The sequence below is a fragment of the Stenotrophomonas sp. GbtcB23 genome (assembly GCF_019091045.1).
In the GTDB taxonomy this organism is placed as follows: Bacteria; Pseudomonadota; Gammaproteobacteria; order Xanthomonadales; family Xanthomonadaceae; genus Stenotrophomonas; species Stenotrophomonas rhizophila_A.
Genome location: NZ_JAGXKC010000013.1, coordinates 77,725 through 92,372, shown reverse-complemented (window position 1 = coordinate 92,372; position 14,648 = coordinate 77,725). Strand labels below are relative to the sequence as shown.

Annotated in this window: 27 protein-coding genes; all 27 read left to right on the top strand. The window is 62.5% G+C overall.

Annotated elements, in window-relative coordinates:
• Nucleotides 1–489 (top strand): EF-Tu/IF-2/RF-3 family GTPase (locus KVS69_RS07845; RefSeq protein WP_217537665.1); only part of this gene is annotated, 489 nt, incomplete at its 5' end.
• Nucleotides 490–825: 336 nt separating this feature from the next.
• Complete coding sequence (gene rpsJ / locus KVS69_RS07840; protein WP_010341589.1) at nucleotides 826–1,137, top strand: 30S ribosomal protein S10; 312 nt, start codon at nucleotides 826–828, stop codon at nucleotides 1,135–1,137.
• Between the two features lie 11 nt (nucleotides 1,138–1,148).
• Nucleotides 1,149–1,799 (top strand): 50S ribosomal protein L3, encoded by a 651-nt coding sequence (gene rplC / locus KVS69_RS07835; protein WP_068849456.1) that lies wholly within the window; start codon nucleotides 1,149–1,151, stop codon nucleotides 1,797–1,799.
• A 12-nt stretch (nucleotides 1,800–1,811) separates the two neighbouring features.
• Nucleotides 1,812–2,417, top strand: a complete 606-nt coding sequence (gene rplD, locus KVS69_RS07830; RefSeq protein WP_068849458.1) for a 50S ribosomal protein L4 — start codon at nucleotides 1,812–1,814, stop codon at nucleotides 2,415–2,417.
• Nucleotides 2,414–2,713 carry a 50S ribosomal protein L23 gene (gene rplW / locus KVS69_RS07825; RefSeq protein WP_068854553.1) on the top strand — a complete coding sequence of 100 codons (300 nt, stop codon included), beginning with the start codon at nucleotides 2,414–2,416 and terminating at the stop codon, nucleotides 2,711–2,713. The genes rplD and rplW overlap by 4 nt, the downstream gene beginning before the upstream one ends.
• Before the next feature lie 10 nt (nucleotides 2,714–2,723).
• Nucleotides 2,724–3,551: a 50S ribosomal protein L2 gene (gene rplB, locus KVS69_RS07820; RefSeq protein ID WP_068849460.1), complete on the top strand. Its 828-nt coding sequence runs from the start codon at nucleotides 2,724–2,726 to the stop codon at nucleotides 3,549–3,551.
• A 6-nt stretch (nucleotides 3,552–3,557) separates the two neighbouring features.
• On the top strand, nucleotides 3,558–3,827 hold the full coding sequence (rpsS, locus tag KVS69_RS07815) for a 30S ribosomal protein S19 (protein ID WP_017355409.1): 270 nt from the start codon (nucleotides 3,558–3,560) through the stop codon (nucleotides 3,825–3,827).
• A 12-nt stretch (nucleotides 3,828–3,839) separates the two neighbouring features.
• Nucleotides 3,840–4,175 carry a 50S ribosomal protein L22 gene (rplV, locus tag KVS69_RS07810; protein WP_017355410.1) on the top strand — a complete coding sequence of 112 codons (336 nt, stop codon included), beginning with the start codon at nucleotides 3,840–3,842 and terminating at the stop codon, nucleotides 4,173–4,175.
• Between the two features lie 17 nt (nucleotides 4,176–4,192).
• A complete protein-coding gene (rpsC, locus tag KVS69_RS07805; RefSeq protein ID WP_068849461.1) occupies nucleotides 4,193–4,927 on the top strand; it encodes a 30S ribosomal protein S3 in 735 nt (244 codons plus the stop codon).
• Between the two features lie 5 nt (nucleotides 4,928–4,932).
• Nucleotides 4,933–5,346, top strand: coding sequence for a 50S ribosomal protein L16 (rplP, locus tag KVS69_RS07800; RefSeq protein WP_217537664.1), 414 nt, complete (start codon nucleotides 4,933–4,935; stop codon nucleotides 5,344–5,346).
• Nucleotides 5,346–5,531, top strand: coding sequence for a 50S ribosomal protein L29 (gene rpmC, locus KVS69_RS07795; protein ID WP_068849465.1), 186 nt, complete (start codon nucleotides 5,346–5,348; stop codon nucleotides 5,529–5,531). Before rplP ends, rpmC begins: the two co-directional genes overlap by 1 nt.
• An 11-nt stretch (nucleotides 5,532–5,542) precedes the next feature.
• Entirely contained in the window at nucleotides 5,543–5,812 is a 270-nt protein-coding gene (rpsQ, locus tag KVS69_RS07790) for a 30S ribosomal protein S17 (protein WP_068849467.1), read from the top strand.
• A gap of 13 nt (nucleotides 5,813–5,825) precedes the next feature.
• On the top strand, nucleotides 5,826–6,194 hold the full coding sequence (gene rplN / locus KVS69_RS07785) for a 50S ribosomal protein L14 (protein ID WP_068849469.1): 369 nt from the start codon (nucleotides 5,826–5,828) through the stop codon (nucleotides 6,192–6,194).
• Nucleotides 6,195–6,210: 16 nt separating this feature from the next.
• Nucleotides 6,211–6,528, top strand: a complete 318-nt coding sequence (rplX, locus tag KVS69_RS07780; protein WP_017355416.1) for a 50S ribosomal protein L24 — start codon at nucleotides 6,211–6,213, stop codon at nucleotides 6,526–6,528.
• An 11-nt stretch (nucleotides 6,529–6,539) separates the two neighbouring features.
• Nucleotides 6,540–7,082 carry a 50S ribosomal protein L5 gene (gene rplE, locus KVS69_RS07775; protein WP_068849470.1) on the top strand — a complete coding sequence of 181 codons (543 nt, stop codon included), beginning with the start codon at nucleotides 6,540–6,542 and terminating at the stop codon, nucleotides 7,080–7,082.
• An 18-nt stretch (nucleotides 7,083–7,100) separates the two neighbouring features.
• Nucleotides 7,101–7,406: a 30S ribosomal protein S14 gene (gene rpsN / locus KVS69_RS07770; protein WP_068849472.1), complete on the top strand. Its 306-nt coding sequence runs from the start codon at nucleotides 7,101–7,103 to the stop codon at nucleotides 7,404–7,406.
• Between the two features lie 241 nt (nucleotides 7,407–7,647).
• Complete coding sequence (rpsH, locus tag KVS69_RS07765) at nucleotides 7,648–8,046, top strand: 30S ribosomal protein S8 (RefSeq protein WP_017355419.1); 399 nt, start codon at nucleotides 7,648–7,650, stop codon at nucleotides 8,044–8,046.
• A gap of 18 nt (nucleotides 8,047–8,064) precedes the next feature.
• Nucleotides 8,065–8,592: a 50S ribosomal protein L6 gene (gene rplF / locus KVS69_RS07760; RefSeq protein WP_068849473.1), complete on the top strand. Its 528-nt coding sequence runs from the start codon at nucleotides 8,065–8,067 to the stop codon at nucleotides 8,590–8,592.
• Between the two features lie 56 nt (nucleotides 8,593–8,648).
• Nucleotides 8,649–9,002 carry a 50S ribosomal protein L18 gene (gene rplR / locus KVS69_RS07755; protein ID WP_019186158.1) on the top strand — a complete coding sequence of 118 codons (354 nt, stop codon included), beginning with the start codon at nucleotides 8,649–8,651 and terminating at the stop codon, nucleotides 9,000–9,002.
• A gap of 158 nt (nucleotides 9,003–9,160) precedes the next feature.
• Complete coding sequence (gene rpsE / locus KVS69_RS07750; protein WP_038690276.1) at nucleotides 9,161–9,703, top strand: 30S ribosomal protein S5; 543 nt, start codon at nucleotides 9,161–9,163, stop codon at nucleotides 9,701–9,703.
• On the top strand, nucleotides 9,696–9,887 hold the full coding sequence (gene rpmD / locus KVS69_RS07745) for a 50S ribosomal protein L30 (RefSeq protein ID WP_068849475.1): 192 nt from the start codon (nucleotides 9,696–9,698) through the stop codon (nucleotides 9,885–9,887). The genes rpsE and rpmD overlap by 8 nt, the downstream gene beginning before the upstream one ends.
• 4 nt (nucleotides 9,888–9,891) lie before the next feature.
• Entirely contained in the window at nucleotides 9,892–10,335 is a 444-nt protein-coding gene (gene rplO, locus KVS69_RS07740; protein WP_068849476.1) for a 50S ribosomal protein L15, read from the top strand.
• Nucleotides 10,336–10,338: 3 nt separating this feature from the next.
• A complete protein-coding gene (gene secY, locus KVS69_RS07735) occupies nucleotides 10,339–11,694 on the top strand; it encodes a preprotein translocase subunit SecY (protein ID WP_068849478.1) in 1,356 nt (451 codons plus the stop codon).
• A 361-nt stretch (nucleotides 11,695–12,055) separates the two neighbouring features.
• Nucleotides 12,056–12,412 (top strand): 30S ribosomal protein S13, encoded by a 357-nt coding sequence (gene rpsM, locus KVS69_RS07730; RefSeq protein WP_017355426.1) that lies wholly within the window; start codon nucleotides 12,056–12,058, stop codon nucleotides 12,410–12,412.
• Nucleotides 12,413–12,424: 12 nt separating this feature from the next.
• Nucleotides 12,425–12,814 carry a 30S ribosomal protein S11 gene (gene rpsK / locus KVS69_RS07725; RefSeq protein ID WP_017355427.1) on the top strand — a complete coding sequence of 130 codons (390 nt, stop codon included), beginning with the start codon at nucleotides 12,425–12,427 and terminating at the stop codon, nucleotides 12,812–12,814.
• Between the two features lie 14 nt (nucleotides 12,815–12,828).
• Entirely contained in the window at nucleotides 12,829–13,458 is a 630-nt protein-coding gene (gene rpsD, locus KVS69_RS07720) for a 30S ribosomal protein S4 (protein WP_068849480.1), read from the top strand.
• Between the two features lie 55 nt (nucleotides 13,459–13,513).
• A complete protein-coding gene (gene rpoA / locus KVS69_RS07715; protein ID WP_068849481.1) occupies nucleotides 13,514–14,512 on the top strand; it encodes a DNA-directed RNA polymerase subunit alpha in 999 nt (332 codons plus the stop codon).
• Nucleotides 14,513–14,648: the final 136 nt, after the last annotated feature.

Sequence of the window (14,648 nt, the reverse complement as noted above, 5' to 3'; positions counted from 1 at the left end):
GAGCGCGGCGTGATCAAGGTCGGCGAAGAAATCGAAATCGTCGGTATCCGCGACACCCAGAAGACCACCGTGACCGGCGTGGAAATGTTCCGCAAGCTGCTGGACCAGGGCCAGGCAGGCGACAACGCCGGTCTGCTGCTGCGCGGCACCAAGCGTGACGACGTCCAGCGCGGCCAGGTGCTGTGCAAGCCGGGTTCGATCAAGCCGCACACCGAGTTCGAAGGCGAAGTCTACGTGCTGTCGAAGGACGAAGGCGGCCGTCACACCCCGTTCTTCAACGGCTACCGCCCGCAGTTCTACTTCCGTACCACCGACATCACTGGCGCCGCCAAGCTGCCGGAAGGCGTCGAGATGGTGATGCCGGGTGACAACGTGAAGATGGTCGTGACCCTGATCAACCCGGTCGCCATGGACGAAGGCCTGCGCTTCGCGATTCGTGAAGGCGGCCGTACCGTCGGCGCCGGCGTGGTCTCCAAGATCATCAAGTAATCTGCTAGACTCTGCGCCCCGATGTTGCCTGGGTAGGGCATCGGGGTTGCAACACAAACGGGAAAAGAGGCGCAGGACGCACCTCGTGTTCCCCAGACCAGGAAGGGTCGCGCCATTCAGGCAGTGTCAACAGGACCCCCTGTTGACCGCCGCGTTGTATGCGCGCTATACTTTTTGTCTGGGCAGATCGGGAGACCGGTCTGCCTCGATTTTTGAGGTCTATGGAAAGATCTTGTCGCCGCGCAGGAATGTGCGGCGTCCGCATTCAGGATATTCATGGGACAAGGCAACCCAGAGGCCTTGTCCGTCGCTCTTTTAACGAAGGAACCTACCGCCATGGCGGACCAAAAGATCCGGATTCGGTTGAAGGCGTTCGATCATCGTTTGATCGACCGTTCGGCCAGCGAGATCGTTGAAACGGCAAAGCGGACCGGCGCGCAAGTGCGTGGCCCGATCCCGCTGCCGACCAAGATCGAGCGTTACACCATTCTCGTCTCGCCGCACGTCGACAAGGACGCGCGTGACCAGTACGAGACCCGCACGCACAAGCGCGTGCTCGACATCGTCGACCCCAACGACAAGACCGTGGACGCGCTGATGAAGCTCGAACTGGCTGCCGGCGTCGACGTTCAGATCAAGCTGACCTGAGGACTACGACCATGACGAAGAAATATTCGTTGGGCTTCGTGGGCCGCAAGGCTGGCATGAGCCGCGTGTTCACCGAAGATGGCCAGGCCATCCCGGTGACCCTGATTGAAGCTACCCCGAACCGCATCGCGCAGATCAAGACCGTCGAAGCTGACGGCTACAGCGCCGTGCAGGTGACCGTCGGCGCGCGTCGCGCTGCCCTGGTCAACAAGCCGGAAGCCGGCCACTTCGCCAAGGCGAAGGTGGAAGCCGGTCGTGGCCTGTGGGAATTCCGCGTTGAAGACGCGCAGCTCGGCGATTTCGCCGTTGGCGGCGAAGTCAAGGCGGACATCTTTGAAGTTGGCCAGAAGGTCGACGTCCAGGGTGTCACCAAGGGTAAGGGCTTCCAGGGCACCATCAAGCGCTACAACTTCCGTATGGGCGATGCAACCCACGGTAACTCGCTGTCGCATCGCGCGCCGGGTTCGCTGGGCCAGCGCCAGACCCCGGGTCGCGTTTTCCCGGGCAAGAAGATGTCGGGCCACATGGGTGCCGTGCAGCAGAGCACGCAGAACCTGGAAGTTGTCAAGGTCGACGTCGAGCGCGGTCTGATCGCGATTCGTGGCGCCGTGCCTGGCGCTGCGGGTGGTGACGTGATCGTGCGTCCGGCTAGCAAGGCATAAGGAGAGATGGCGATGGAACTCGTTATCACGGGTAGCAACAACAAGGTCTCGGTCTCCGATGCCGTGTTCGGTCGCGATTTCAGCGAAGATCTGGTCCACCAGGTCGTCGTTGCCTATCGCAACGCCGGTCGCGCCGGCACCAAGGCACAGAAGACTCGTTCTGAAGTGGCTGGTACCACCAAGAAGTCGAAGAAGCAGAAGGGCGGCGGTGCGCGTCATGGCGCGCTGACGGCTCCGATCTTCGTCGGCGGCGGTGTCACCTTCGCGGCCAAGCCGCGCAGCTTCGAGCAGAAGGTCAACCGCAAGCAGTACCGTGCCGCCATGTGCGCGATCCTGTCCGAGCTGAACCGCCAGGGCCGTCTGACCATCGTGGAGTCCTTCGATGTCGAAGCGACCAGCACGAAGGCTCTGATCGCCAAGCTGGCCGGCCTGGAAGTCGGCAAGCGCCCGCTGATCGTCACCGAGGAAGCCACCGAGCACCTGTACCTGTCGGCCCGCAACATTCCCTACGTGGAAGTGCGTGACGTGCAGGGCCTGGATCCGGTGTCGCTGGTCGGTGCCGACACGGTCGTCATCACCGCTGATGCGGTCAAGAAGGTCGAGGAGTGGCTGGCATGAACAGCAACGAAAAAATCTTCAGCGTGCTGCGTGCTCCGCGAGTCTCCGAAAAGACCGCGCGCCTGCAGGAACATTCCAACCAGTATGTCTTCGAGATCTCGAACGAAGCGACCAAGGCCGACGTGAAGGCCGCGGTAGAGCAGTTGTTCGACGTCAAGGTCGAAGCGGTCAACGTGCTGAACGTGAAGGGCAAGAACAAGTCCTTCCGTAACCGCACCGGCCGCCGCGGCGATTGGCGCAAGGCGTACGTGCGTCTCGCCGATGGCCAGTCCATCGATGTAACGGCCAAGGCCTGAGGTACATCCCATGCCATTGATGAAATTCAAGCCCACTTCCCCCGGCCGCCGTTCGGCCGTGCGCGTGGTTACGCCCGATCTGCACAAGGGCGCACCGCACGCAGCGTTGCTGGAGCCGAAGAGCAATACCGGTGGTCGTAACCACCACGGTCGCATCACCACCCGTCACGTGGGCGGTGGTCACAAGCAGCATTACCGTCTGATTGACTTCAAGCGCAACAAGGAAGGCATTCCGGCGCGCGTGGAACGCATCGAATACGATCCGAACCGCACCGCCCATATCGCCCTGCTGTGCTACGTCGACGGCGAGCGCCGCTACATCATCGCACCGAAGGGCCTGAAGGCCGGTGACCAGGTGATCGCGGGTTCGGATGCGCCGATCAAGACCGGCAACACCCTGCCGCTGCGCAACATCCCGGTTGGTACCACTGTCCACGGCATCGAACTGAAGCCGGGCAAGGGTGCCCAGATCGCGCGTGCCGCCGGCGCTGCCGTGCAGCTCGTCGCTCGTGAAGGCGTCTTCGCCACCCTGCGCCTGCGCTCGGGTGAAATGCGCAAGGTGCCGGTCGAGTGCCGCGCAACGATCGGTGAAGTCGGCAACGACGAACACAACCTGGAAAAGCTGGGCAAGGCTGGCGCCAAGCGCTGGCGCGGTGTCCGCCCGACCGTTCGTGGTGCTGCCATGAACCCGGTTGACCACCCGCACGGTGGTGGTGAGGCGAAGGCCGGCCAGGGTAATCCGCATCCGGTCACCCCGTGGGGTGTTCCGACCAAGGGTTACAAGACGCGCAAGAACAAGCGCACCCAGCAATTCATCGTCCGCGATCGTAGGGGCTAATCGACCATGGCACGTTCACTCAAGAAGGGCCCGTTCGTCGATCACCACCTCGTCAAGAAGGTGGAGGCCGCTGCGGGTAGCAAGAAGCCGATCAAGACCTGGTCGCGCCGTTCGATGATCCTGCCGGAAATGGTAGGCATCACCATCGCCGTTCATAACGGTAAGAACCACGTTCCGGTGCTCGTCAACGAGAACATGGTCGGCCACAAGCTCGGCGAATTTGCCATCACCCGGACCTTCAAGGGTCACGGTGGTGACAAGAAGTCGGGCAAGTAAGGAGAGATGACAATGGAAGCGAAAGCAATCCTGCGCTCCGCGCGCATCTCTGCGCAGAAAGCACGCCTGGTCGCTGACCAGGTGCGCGGCCTGCCGGCCGAGCGTGCGGTCAACCTGCTGAAGTTCTCGGACAAGAAGGCTGCCCACCTGATCAAGAAGGTGGTGGAGTCGGCTATTGCCAATGCCGAGAACAACCAGGGCGCCGACGTCGACGAGCTGAAGGTTCAGACCATCATGGTTGATGAAGGTCCGACCCTGAAGCGTTTCATGGCGCGGGCGAAAGGCCGCGGCACCCGCATCCTCAAGCGCACCAGCCACATCACTGTGGTTGTGGGCGCCGGCAAGTAAGCGGAAAGGAAAACACCATGGGTCATAAAGTTCATCCGATTGGTATCCGCCTCGGCATCTCCAAGGACTGGAACTCCAAGTGGTACGCCAACAAGGCCGAGTTTGCTGGTTATCTGGCAGCCGACCTGAAGGTGCGGGACATGCTGCGCAAGAAGCTCGCGCAGGCCGGCATCAGCAAGATCCTCATCGAACGTCCGGCGAAGACCGCCCGCGTGACGATCCACACCGCCCGTCCGGGCGTGGTGATCGGCAAGCGTGGTGAGGACATCGAGAAGCTGCGCAAGGAAGTGAGCGAGATGATGGGCGTTCCGGCGCACATCAACGTCACCGAAGTGCGCAAGCCCGAGCTGGACGCACAGCTGGTTGCCGAGTCGATCGCGCAGCAGCTGGAGCGTCGCATCATGTTCCGCCGTGCAATGAAGCGCTCGGTCGGCAACGCGATGCGCCTCGGTGCCCTGGGCATCAAGGTCAACGTCGGTGGCCGCTTGAACGGTGCTGAAATCGCCCGTTCGGAGTGGTACCGCGAAGGCCGCGTGCCGCTGCACACGCTGCGTGCCGACATCGACTATGGCTTCGCTGAAGCCAAGACGACCTACGGCATCATCGGCATCAAGGTCTGGATCTACAAGGGCGAGGTTTTCGATTTCTCCCAGGTTGGCCAGGAAAAGCAGGACGACACCCCGTCGCGCAACGATCGTAACGATCGCGGTGACCGCGGTGACCGTCAGCGCCCGGCCCGTGAAGCGAGGTAACGACAATGTTGCAACCCAAGCGAACCAAGTACCGCAAGGTACACAAGGGCCGTAACGATGGCGTGAGCTGGAGCGCCAACGCTGTCAGCTTCGGCGAATACGGCCTGAAGGCAACCGCCCACGGTCAGCTGACCGCGCGCCAGATCGAAGCGGCCCGCCGCTCGATCAGCCGCTACGTCAAGCGCGGTGGCAAGATGTGGATCCGAGTGTTCCCCGACAAGCCGATCACCAAGAAGCCCATCGAAGTCCGAATGGGTTCTGGTAAGGGCAACGTGGAGTACTGGGTAGCCCAGATCCAGCCCGGCCGCATGATCTATGAAATTGAAGGTGTGGGTGAAGACGTGGCACGCGAGGCGTTCCGCCTGGCAGCTGCCAAGCTCTCCGTGACCACCACTTTCGTGACCCGGACGGTGATGTGATGGATATCAAACAGCTTCGCGAAAAGTCGGCTGACGACCTGAAGTCCCATTTGGTTGACCTGCGTAAGGAGCAGTTCTCGCTCCGCATGCAGCAGGTCACCGGGCAGCTGCCGAAGACTCACGAAACCCGCCGGGTCCGCCGCGAGATTGCTCGCGTCAAGACCCTGCTCGGCAGCAACAAGTAAGGATGGCCGCGATGAGCGACAATACTGAAAACAAGCAGCTGCGCACGGTCGAAGGCCGTGTCGTCAGCAACAAGATGGACAAGACGGTCACCGTGTTGGTGGAGCGCCAGGTCAAGCACGCGCTGTACGGCAAGTACCTGCGTCGTTCGACCAAGCTCCACGCGCACGACGCCGACAACGCCTGCAATGAAGGCGATGTCGTCCGCGTGACCGAAATTGCTCCGATGTCCAAGACCAAGAACTGGCGCGTGGTGGAAATTGTCACCCGTGCGGCTCAATAAGGAGATCTGACTCATGATCCAGATGCAGAGCTACCTCGAGGTCGCGGACAATTCCGGTGCCAAGGAAGTGATGTGCATCAAGGTGCTGGGCGGCTCCAAGCGTCGCTACGCACACATCGGTGACATCATCAAGGTCACCGTGAAGGATGCAATCCCGCGCGGCAAGGTCAAGAAGGGTGAAGTGTTCGACGCCGTCGTGGTGCGTACCCGCAAGGGTGTGCGTCGCGCCGATGGCTCGCTGATCCGTTTCGACACCAATGCCGCGGTCCTGCTCAACAACAAGCAAGAGCCGATCGGCACCCGCATCTTCGGGCCGGTGACCCGTGAACTTCGTTCCGAGAAGTTCATGAAGATCGTCTCGCTCGCTCCCGAAGTGCTGTGAGCGACAGGAGATAATCATGGCTAACCGTATCAAGAAGGGCGACCAGGTCGTCGTCAACACCGGCAAGGACAAGGGCAAGCAGGGCGAAGTCGTCCGCGTCGACGGCGATCGTGTGATCGTCGCCAACGTGAACATCGTCAAGCGCCACACCAAGCCGAACCCGCAGGCAGGCGTTGCCGGCGGCGTGGTCGAGCGTGAAGCGTCGATCCATATCTCCAACGTGAATGTGCTCAACCCGGCTTCGGGCAAGGGCGAGCGCGTTGGCTTCAAGGTGCTGGAGGATGGACGCAAACTGCGTGTGTTCCGCTCCAGCGGTGAGGCGCTTGACGCCTGAGGAATGAGAAGATGAGTTCCCGTCTCGAAAAGTTCTACCAGGAAGAAGTGGTGCCGGCGCTGATGAAGCAGTTCGGCTACACCAATCCGATGCAGGTTCCCCGCCTGGTCAAGGTCACCCTGAACATGGGTGTCGGCGAAGCGGCGACCAACAAGAAGATCCTGGAAAATGCCGTCGCCGACATGGCCAAGGTCTCCGGCCAGAAGCCGATCGTGACCAAGTCCCGCGTCTCGGTGGCTTCGTTCAAGATCCGCGATGGTTGGCCGATCGGCTGCAAGACCACGCTGCGTCGTGCCAAGATGTATGAGTTCCTGGATCGCCTGATCAACATCTCGCTGCCGCGCGTGCGCGACTTCCGTGGTGTCTCGGGTCGTTCCTTCGACGGTCGCGGCAACTTCAACATGGGTGTGAAGGAACAGATCATCTTCCCGGAAATCGACTTCGACGCTGTCGACGCGATCCGCGGCATGGATATCGCCATCACCACCACCGCCAAGACCGATGCGGAAGCGAAGGCGCTGCTCGCAGCGTTCAAGTTCCCGTTCCGTAACTGATACGTCGAGGAATCCGAAATGGCAAAGACCTCCATGGTCAACCGCGACCTGAAGCGTGCGAAGCTGGCCGTCAAGTACGCCGGCAAGCGTGAAGAGCTGAAGAAGATCATCTCCAGCACGACCGCTTCGTACGAAGAGAAGGAACAGGCCGTGATCAAGTTGCAGAAGCTGCCGCGCGATTCGTCGCCGAGCCGCCACCGCAACCGTTGCGAACTGTCGGGCCGCCCGCGTGGCGTGTACAGCAAGTTCGGCCTCGGCCGCAACAAGCTGCGCGAAGCCACCATGCGTGGTGACGTGCCGGGCCTGCGCAAGGCCAGCTGGTAAGGGATCCGTCCCTGCAGTACGGGGTGGGCCTGTTCAGGTTCACCCCGACTTGAAGAGTCCGACCCCGGTCGGGCTCTTTTTGTCGTATACTCCCGCGTCTCACCCGCCCTTAACCTGGTGGAATGGGGAGTGGTAGAGCGGGCTGTTAGCCCGCTGAACAAAGAACGACGGGCCGCCAGGCCCATTCCAAATAGCAAGATTTTCGCGAAAGCGGATATCGGTGCACTCAAAGGTATCGACTATGAGCATGACTGATCCCATCGCCGACCTGCTGGTACGCATCAAGAATGCGGCCGCGGTTGGCAAGCAGACGGTGAAAGCACCGTCCTCCAAGATCAAGGTTGCAATCGCAGAAGTGTTGAAGGCCGAAGGCTACATCACCGACCTGCGCGTGACCAAGACCGAGAACAACAAGGCCGAGCTTGAAATCGTCCTGAAGTATTTCGAGGGCAAGCCGGTCATCGAGACCCTGAAGCGCTTCTCGCGTTCGGGTCTGCGCCAGTACCGTGGCAAGTCCGAGCTGCCGAAGGTCCTGAACGGCCTGGGCATCTCCATCATCTCCACCTCCAAGGGCATCATGACTGATGCGCAGGCGCGCCAGTTGGGCGTCGGCGGCGAAGTCCTGTGCTTCGTGGCCTAAGGCGAGAAGGAAACCACTATGTCCCGCGTAGCCAAGAAGCCGGTCAACCTGCCCAAGGGCGTTGAACTGAACATCCAGCCGGAATCCGTCAGCGTGAAGGGCCCGAAGGGCACCCTGAGCCTGGCCAAGGTTGCTGGCGTTGAAATTTCCGTCAACGACGGCGTTGCCACCCTGGCCGCCAGCAATGACGAGCTGGTCGCCCTCACCGGCACCGTCCGCGCGATCCTGGCCAACATGGTCAAGGGCGTCACCGATGGCTTCGAGCGCAAGCTTGAGCTGGTCGGCGTGGGTTACCGCGCCACCATGCAGGGCAAGGACCTGAGCCTGGCGCTCGGTTTCTCGCACCCGGTTGTGTACGTGGCGCCGGAAGGCATCACGCTGTCGACCCCGACCCAGACCGAAATCCTGGTCCAGGGCACCGACAAGCAGCTGGTGGGCGAAGTTGCCGCCAAGATCCGCGCTTACCGCAAGCCGGAGCCCTACAAGGGCAAGGGTGTGAAGTACGCCGGCGAAGTCATCATTCGTAAGGAAGCCAAGAAGGCGTAAGGGCGAGTCCCCGTTCCGGGGAGGAATCCTGTCTTCAGCTTTCAAGGAAAAAGATCATGAACAAGAACATTGCTCGCCTGCGTCGCGCCAAGTCCACCCGCGCACACATCCGTGTCCTCGGCGTGCCGCGTCTGTCGGTGCTGCGCACCGGTCAGCACCTGTACGCCCAGGTCTTCACCGCCGACGGCTCCAAGGTGCTGGCTGCTGCCAACACCACCCAGGCCGACGTCAAGGAAGGCCTGAAGAACGGCAAGAACAGCGACGCCGCCGCCAAGGTCGGCAAGCTGGTTGCCGAGCGCGCCAAGGCTGCGGGCATCGAGAAGGTCGCTTTCGACCGCTCGGGCTACCGCTACCACGGCCGCATCAAGGCACTGGCCGATGCAGCCCGCGAAGGCGGCCTGCAGTTCTAAGGGATAAGGAAGCGGGGCTGGTCCCCGCTTCCGCCTGCCTGCCGGCACGGGTTGTGCCGGGCGGCGTCCTTCTTCTGCAGGGGCGTTCGATCCACCGCGTCCTTCCACAGCTATAAGCGGCCCTGAGCCGTACATACCCAATCAATCAAGGAATCAACATGGCAGAAGAACGTCAGCAGCGGGGTCGCGATCGCGACCGTAACCGCGAAGAGAAAGTCGACGACGGCATGATCGAGAAGCTGGTCGCGGTCAACCGCGTCAGCAAGACCGTCAAGGGCGGTCGTCAGTTCACCTTCACCGCACTGACCGTGGTCGGTGACGGCGCAGGCAAGGTTGGCTTCGGCTACGGCAAGGCGCGTGAAGTGCCGGTCGCGATCCAGAAGTCGATGGAGCAGGCTCGCAAGAACCTGGCCGACGTCGATCTGAACAACGGCACCCTGTGGCACCCGGTGAAGTCCGGCCACGGCGCAGCCCGCGTGTTCATGATGCCGGCTTCGGAAGGTACGGGCGTCATCGCCGGCGGTGCCATGCGCGCCGTGCTGGAAGCAGTGGGCGTCAAGAACGTGCTGGCCAAGGCCGTCGGTTCGCGCAACCCGATCAACCTGGTTCGCGCCACGCTGAAGGGTCTGTCCGAAATGCAGTCGCCGGCCCGCATCGCGGCCAAGCGCGGCAAGAAGGTGGAGGATCTCAACCATGGCTAATGACACCGTCAAGACCGTCAAGGTCCGTCTGGTTGGCGGCCTGCGTGGCACCCAGTCGCGTCACCGCCTGTCGGTGCGTGCCCTGGGCCTGAACAAGCTCAACGATGTGCGTGTCCTGAAGGACAGCCCGCAGGTTCGCGGTCTGATCAACAAGGTCCACTACCTCGTCAAGGTTGAGGAATAATCCAATGACCCTGCATCTCAATGAACTGAGCCCGGCACCGGGCGCGCGCAAAGAGCGCACCCGCGTCGGCCGTGGTATCGGCTCCGGCCTGGGCAAGACCTGCGGCCGCGGCCACAAGGGTTCGTTCGCCCGTAAGGGTGGCGGCAAGATCAAGGCGGGCTTCGAAGGCGGCCAGACCCCCATGCAGCGTCGTCTGCCGAAGGTCGGTTTCCGTTCCAAGATCGCCAAGGACACGGCCGAAGTGCTGTCGTACCACCTGGACCGCCTGGAAGCTGGCGAGATCGATTTCGCCGCGCTGCGCGCTGCGAAGCTGGTCCCGAGCACTGCCAAGCAGGCCAAGATCGTCATGAAGGGCGGCCTGACCAAGGCCTTCACCCTGAAGGGCATCGCAGCAACGGCCGGTGCCAAGGCCGCGATCGAAGCTGCCGGCGGCAGCGTACAGGAGTAAGACATGGCGCAAGCTGGCATTGGTAACCTGGGCGGCGGGCTCGGCAAGTTCACGGAACTTCGCCAGCGTCTGCTGTTCGTCGTCGGGGCTTTGATCGTCTACCGCATCGGCTGTTATGTGCCGGTGCCGGGCGTCAATCCCGATGCCATGCTTGCGCTCATGCAGGCGCAGGGCGGCGGCATCGTGGACATGTTCAACATGTTCTCGGGCGGCGCCCTGCACCGTTTCAGCATTTTCGCGCTGAACGTGATGCCGTACATCTCGGCATCCATCGTGATGCAGCTGGCCGTCCACATCTTCCCCGCGCTCAAGGCGATGCAGAAGGAAGGTGAGTCCGGTCGCCGCAAGATCACCCAATATTCCCGCATCGGCGCCGTGTTGCTGGCCGTGGTGCAGGGCGGCAGCATCGCGCTGGCGCTGCAGAACCAGCTGTCCCCGTCCGGTGCGCCGGTCGTGTACGCGCCGGGCATGGGCTTCGTGCTCACCGCCGTGGTCGCGCTGACCGCCGGTACCATCTTCCTGATGTGGGTTGGCGAGCAGGTCACCGAGCGTGGCATCGGCAACGGTGTGTCGCTGATCATCTTCGCCGGCATCGTGGCCGGCCTGCCGGGTGCGGTCATCCACACCTTCGACGCCTTCCGCGAAGGCAACCTGCAGTTCATCCAGCTGCTGCTGATCGCGCTGGTGGTGCTGGCCTTCACCTTCTTCGTGGTGTTCGTCGAACGCGGCCAGCGCCGCATCACGGTGAACTACGCACGTCGCCAGGGTGGCCGCAACGCGTACATGAACCAGACGTCGTTCCTGCCGCTGAAGCTGAACATGGCGGGCGTGATCCCGGCCATCTTCGCCTCCAGCATCCTGGCATTCCCGACCACCCTGGCCATGTGGTCCGGCCAGGCCAGCTCGGCGACCTGGCTGCAGAAGGTCGCCAACGCCCTGGGTCCGGGCGAGCCGCTGCACATGATCGTGTTCGCTGCGCTGATCACCGGTTTCGCGTTCTTCTATACCGCGCTGGTGTTCAACTCGCAGGAAACCGCCGATAACCTGAAGAAGTCGGGCGCGCTGATTCCGGGCATCCGTCCGGGCAAGGCCACCGCCGACTACATCGACGGCGTGCTGACCCGCCTGACCGCGGCCGGCTCGGCCTATCTGGTGATCGTCTGCCTGCTGCCGGAGATCATGCGCACGCAGCTGAACGCCTCGTTCTACTTCGGCGGCACCTCGCTGCTGATCGTGGTGGTGGTGGTGATGGACTTCATTGCGCAGATCCAGGCGCACCTGATGTCGCACCAGTACGAGAGCCTGTTGAAGAAGGCCAACCTGAAGGGCGGCAACCGCGGCGGTTTTGCCCGCGGCTGATTGGCCTGTTACACTATCGTCTTCCTGACGTGATGGTCCTCCGCTTCGCGGACCTGGCCACACAAACGAAGGGCGGCCCCCGCAGCGGTTCCGGGTGGGGGTGAGATCGGGTCGTCCCGCGCGGGAGTAGCGCGGGCGGCGCCGGAAGAGGGCTCGAAAGGGTCGCTTCCGGAGTCAACCTGGTCCGGCGCCGGAGCCTGGGCACACTCCCTGGGCCGGGTCCATGAAACCTTTCAGGTTTCACGGGCTTCCATGTAAACCGGAACCTTGTTAGTATCGCTAGTTCACTTTTTGATCCATCCTGCCGGATCGGCGCGCCTCGGGTGCGCTGTCGGCCATCACTCAGCTGGAGAACCGCGTCATGGCGCGTATTGCAGGCGTCAACCTGCCAGCCCAGAAGCACGTCTGGGTCGGGTTGCAAAGCATTTACGGCATCGGCCGTACCCGTTCGAAGAAGGTCTGCGACGCCGCAGGCGTGACCTCGACCACCAAGATCCGCGATCTGTCGGAGCCGGAAATCGAGCGTCTGCGCTCGGAAGTGGCCAAGTACATCGTGGAAGGCGATCTGCGCCGTGAAATCGGTATCGCGATCAAGCGCCTGATGGACCTGGGCTGCTACCGCGGTCTGCGTCACCGCCGCGGCCTGCCGCTGCGTGGTCAGCGCACCCGTACCAACGCCCGCACCCGCAAGGGCCCGCGCAAGGCGATCAGGAAGTAAGGGACCTAAGAAATGGCTAAGCCCGTCGCTAAGACCAAGAAGAAGATCAAGCGCGTCGTCACTGACGGCGTTGCCCACGTCCACGCTTCTTTTAACAACACCATCGTGACCATCACCGACCGCCAGGGCAATGCTCTGTCGTGGGCGACGTCCGGTGGCGCTGGCTTCCGCGGTTCGCGTAAGTCCACCCCGTTCGCTGCCCAGGTGGCTGCCGAGAAAGCCGGCCGTGCCGCGCTGGATTACGGCGTCAAGTCCCTGGAAGTCCGCATCAAGGGCCCGGGTCCGGGTCGTGAGTCGGCCGTGCGCTCGCTGAACAACGTGGGCTACAAGATCACCAACATCATCGACGTGACGCCAATCCCGCACAACGGGTGCCGTCCGCCGAAGAAGCGTCGCGTCTAAAGGAGCGATAAGAAATGGCTCGTTATATCGGTCCTACCTGTAAGCTCGCCCGCCGCGAAGGCGCCGACCTTTCCCTCAAGAGCCCGGCCCGTGCGCTGGACTCCAAGTGCAAGCTGGAGCAGAAGCCCGGCCAGCACGGCGCGACCGCCCGCAAGGGCAAGCTGTCCGACTACGCCACCCAGCTGCGTGAAAAGCAGAAGGTCAAGCGTATCTACGGTCTGCTGGAGCGTCAGTTCCGCAACTACTACAAGAAGGCCTCGACCAAGAAGGGCAACACCGGCGAGAACCTGCTGCAGCTGTTGGAAACCCGCCTGGACAACGTCGTCTATCGCATGGGCTTCGCAGTGACCCGTCCGGCTGCCCGTCAGCTGGTCTCGCACCGCGGCGTCACCGTGAATGGCAAGTCGGTCAACCTGGCTTCGTACCAGGTCAAGGCTGGCGACGCTGTCGCGCTGTCCGAGAAGGCTGCCAAGCAGCTGCGCGTTCAGGAAGCCCTGACCGTGTCCAAGACGCACGACCTGCGCCCGACGTGGATCGAAGTGGACGCCGACAAGTTCGCCGGCATCTTCAAGGCCGTGCCGGATCGTTCGGACCTGCCTGCGGATATCAACGAAGCGCTGATCGTCGAGTTGTATTCGAAGTAATTCACATTGGAGAGCCCCCGGCGACGGCCGGGGGTTCACTAGGAGAACCCGCAACATGACGGTTACCGCCAACCAGGTTCTGCGTCCTCGTGGTCCGCAGATCGAACGCCTTACCGACACCCGCGCCAAGGTCGTTATCGAACCCTTGGAGCGTGGTTACGGGCATACGCTGGGCAATGCCCTGCGTCGCGTGCTGCTGTCGTCCATCCCGGGCTTCGCCATCACGGAAGTTGAGATCGACGGCGTACTGCACGAGTACACCACGCTCGAAGGCCTGCAGGAGGACGTTCTCGAAGTCCTGCTCAACCTGAAGGACGTGGCGATCCGTATGCACACCGGCGACAGCGCAACCCTGTCGCTGTCCAAGCAGGGTCCGGGTGTCGTGACTGCTGCCGATATCAAGGTCGACCACAACGTCGAGATCCTCAACACGGATCATGTCATCTGCCACCTGACCAAGGACACGGCAGTCAACATGCGCCTGAAGATCGAGCGTGGTTTCGGCTACCAGCCGGCCGCCGCGCGTCGTCGTCCGGACGAAGAAACCCGTGCCATCGGTCGTCTGGTCCTGGACGCCTCGTTCTCGCCGGTCCGTCGCGTCGCCTATTCGGTGGAAGCGGCCCGCGTCGAACAGCGTACCGACCTGGACAAGCTGGTGCTGGACATCGAAACCAACGGCACGATCGATGCCGAGGAAGCCGTGCGCACTGCCGCCGACATCCTCAGCGATCAGCTGTCGGTCTTCGGTGACTTCACCCACCGCGACCGCGGTGCAGCCAAGCCGGCCAACAACGGCGTGGATCCGGTGCTGCTGCGCCCGATCGACGACCTGGAACTGACCGTGCGTTCGGCCAACTGCCTCAAGGCCGAGAGCATCTACTACATCGGCGATCTGATCCAGAAGACCGAAGTGGAACTGCTCAAGACCCCGAACCTCGGCAAGAAGTCGCTGACCGAGATCAAGGAAGTCCTCGCCCAGCGCGGCCTTTCGCTCGGCATGAAGCTGGAGAACTGGCCGCCGGCCGGTGTCGCCCAGCACGGCATGCTCGGCTGATCCAGCGCAGTAAATGCTTTACCCCGCACCTTCGGGTGCGGGGGCTTTACCCGAAGCACCTCGCATCGACAGGCGCCAGCCTGCGGTGACGGTCGGCCAGGAGGGCCGGCACCGGACCATCCGCAGTCCAAGCAAC

Coding starts and splice junctions, on each gene's coding strand:
- rpsE (WP_038690276.1), top strand. CDS start 9,161: ATGGCAGAAGAACGTCAGCAGCGGGGTCGCGATCGCGACCGTAACCGC.
- rplO (WP_068849476.1), top strand. CDS start 9,892: ATGACCCTGCATCTCAATGAACTGAGCCCGGCACCGGGCGCGCGCAAA.
- rplD (WP_068849458.1), top strand. CDS start 1,812: ATGGAACTCGTTATCACGGGTAGCAACAACAAGGTCTCGGTCTCCGAT.
- rplB (WP_068849460.1), top strand. CDS start 2,724: ATGCCATTGATGAAATTCAAGCCCACTTCCCCCGGCCGCCGTTCGGCC.
- secY (WP_068849478.1), top strand. CDS start 10,339: ATGGCGCAAGCTGGCATTGGTAACCTGGGCGGCGGGCTCGGCAAGTTC.
- rpsN (WP_068849472.1), top strand. CDS start 7,101: ATGGCAAAGACCTCCATGGTCAACCGCGACCTGAAGCGTGCGAAGCTG.
- rplE (WP_068849470.1), top strand. CDS start 6,540: ATGAGTTCCCGTCTCGAAAAGTTCTACCAGGAAGAAGTGGTGCCGGCG.
- rpsD (WP_068849480.1), top strand. CDS start 12,829: ATGGCTCGTTATATCGGTCCTACCTGTAAGCTCGCCCGCCGCGAAGGC.
- rplW (WP_068854553.1), top strand. CDS start 2,414: ATGAACAGCAACGAAAAAATCTTCAGCGTGCTGCGTGCTCCGCGAGTC.
- rpmC (WP_068849465.1), top strand. CDS start 5,346: ATGGATATCAAACAGCTTCGCGAAAAGTCGGCTGACGACCTGAAGTCC.
- rplN (WP_068849469.1), top strand. CDS start 5,826: ATGATCCAGATGCAGAGCTACCTCGAGGTCGCGGACAATTCCGGTGCC.
- rpoA (WP_068849481.1), top strand. CDS start 13,514: ATGACGGTTACCGCCAACCAGGTTCTGCGTCCTCGTGGTCCGCAGATC.
- rplR (WP_019186158.1), top strand. CDS start 8,649: ATGAACAAGAACATTGCTCGCCTGCGTCGCGCCAAGTCCACCCGCGCA.
- rplX (WP_017355416.1), top strand. CDS start 6,211: ATGGCTAACCGTATCAAGAAGGGCGACCAGGTCGTCGTCAACACCGGC.
- rpmD (WP_068849475.1), top strand. CDS start 9,696: ATGGCTAATGACACCGTCAAGACCGTCAAGGTCCGTCTGGTTGGCGGC.
- rplC (WP_068849456.1), top strand. CDS start 1,149: ATGACGAAGAAATATTCGTTGGGCTTCGTGGGCCGCAAGGCTGGCATG.
- rplV (WP_017355410.1), top strand. CDS start 3,840: ATGGAAGCGAAAGCAATCCTGCGCTCCGCGCGCATCTCTGCGCAGAAA.
- rpsS (WP_017355409.1), top strand. CDS start 3,558: ATGGCACGTTCACTCAAGAAGGGCCCGTTCGTCGATCACCACCTCGTC.
- rpsQ (WP_068849467.1), top strand. CDS start 5,543: ATGAGCGACAATACTGAAAACAAGCAGCTGCGCACGGTCGAAGGCCGT.
- rpsM (WP_017355426.1), top strand. CDS start 12,056: ATGGCGCGTATTGCAGGCGTCAACCTGCCAGCCCAGAAGCACGTCTGG.
- rplF (WP_068849473.1), top strand. CDS start 8,065: ATGTCCCGCGTAGCCAAGAAGCCGGTCAACCTGCCCAAGGGCGTTGAA.
- rpsK (WP_017355427.1), top strand. CDS start 12,425: ATGGCTAAGCCCGTCGCTAAGACCAAGAAGAAGATCAAGCGCGTCGTC.
- rpsC (WP_068849461.1), top strand. CDS start 4,193: ATGGGTCATAAAGTTCATCCGATTGGTATCCGCCTCGGCATCTCCAAG.
- rplP (WP_217537664.1), top strand. CDS start 4,933: ATGTTGCAACCCAAGCGAACCAAGTACCGCAAGGTACACAAGGGCCGT.
- rpsH (WP_017355419.1), top strand. CDS start 7,648: ATGAGCATGACTGATCCCATCGCCGACCTGCTGGTACGCATCAAGAAT.
- rpsJ (WP_010341589.1), top strand. CDS start 826: ATGGCGGACCAAAAGATCCGGATTCGGTTGAAGGCGTTCGATCATCGT.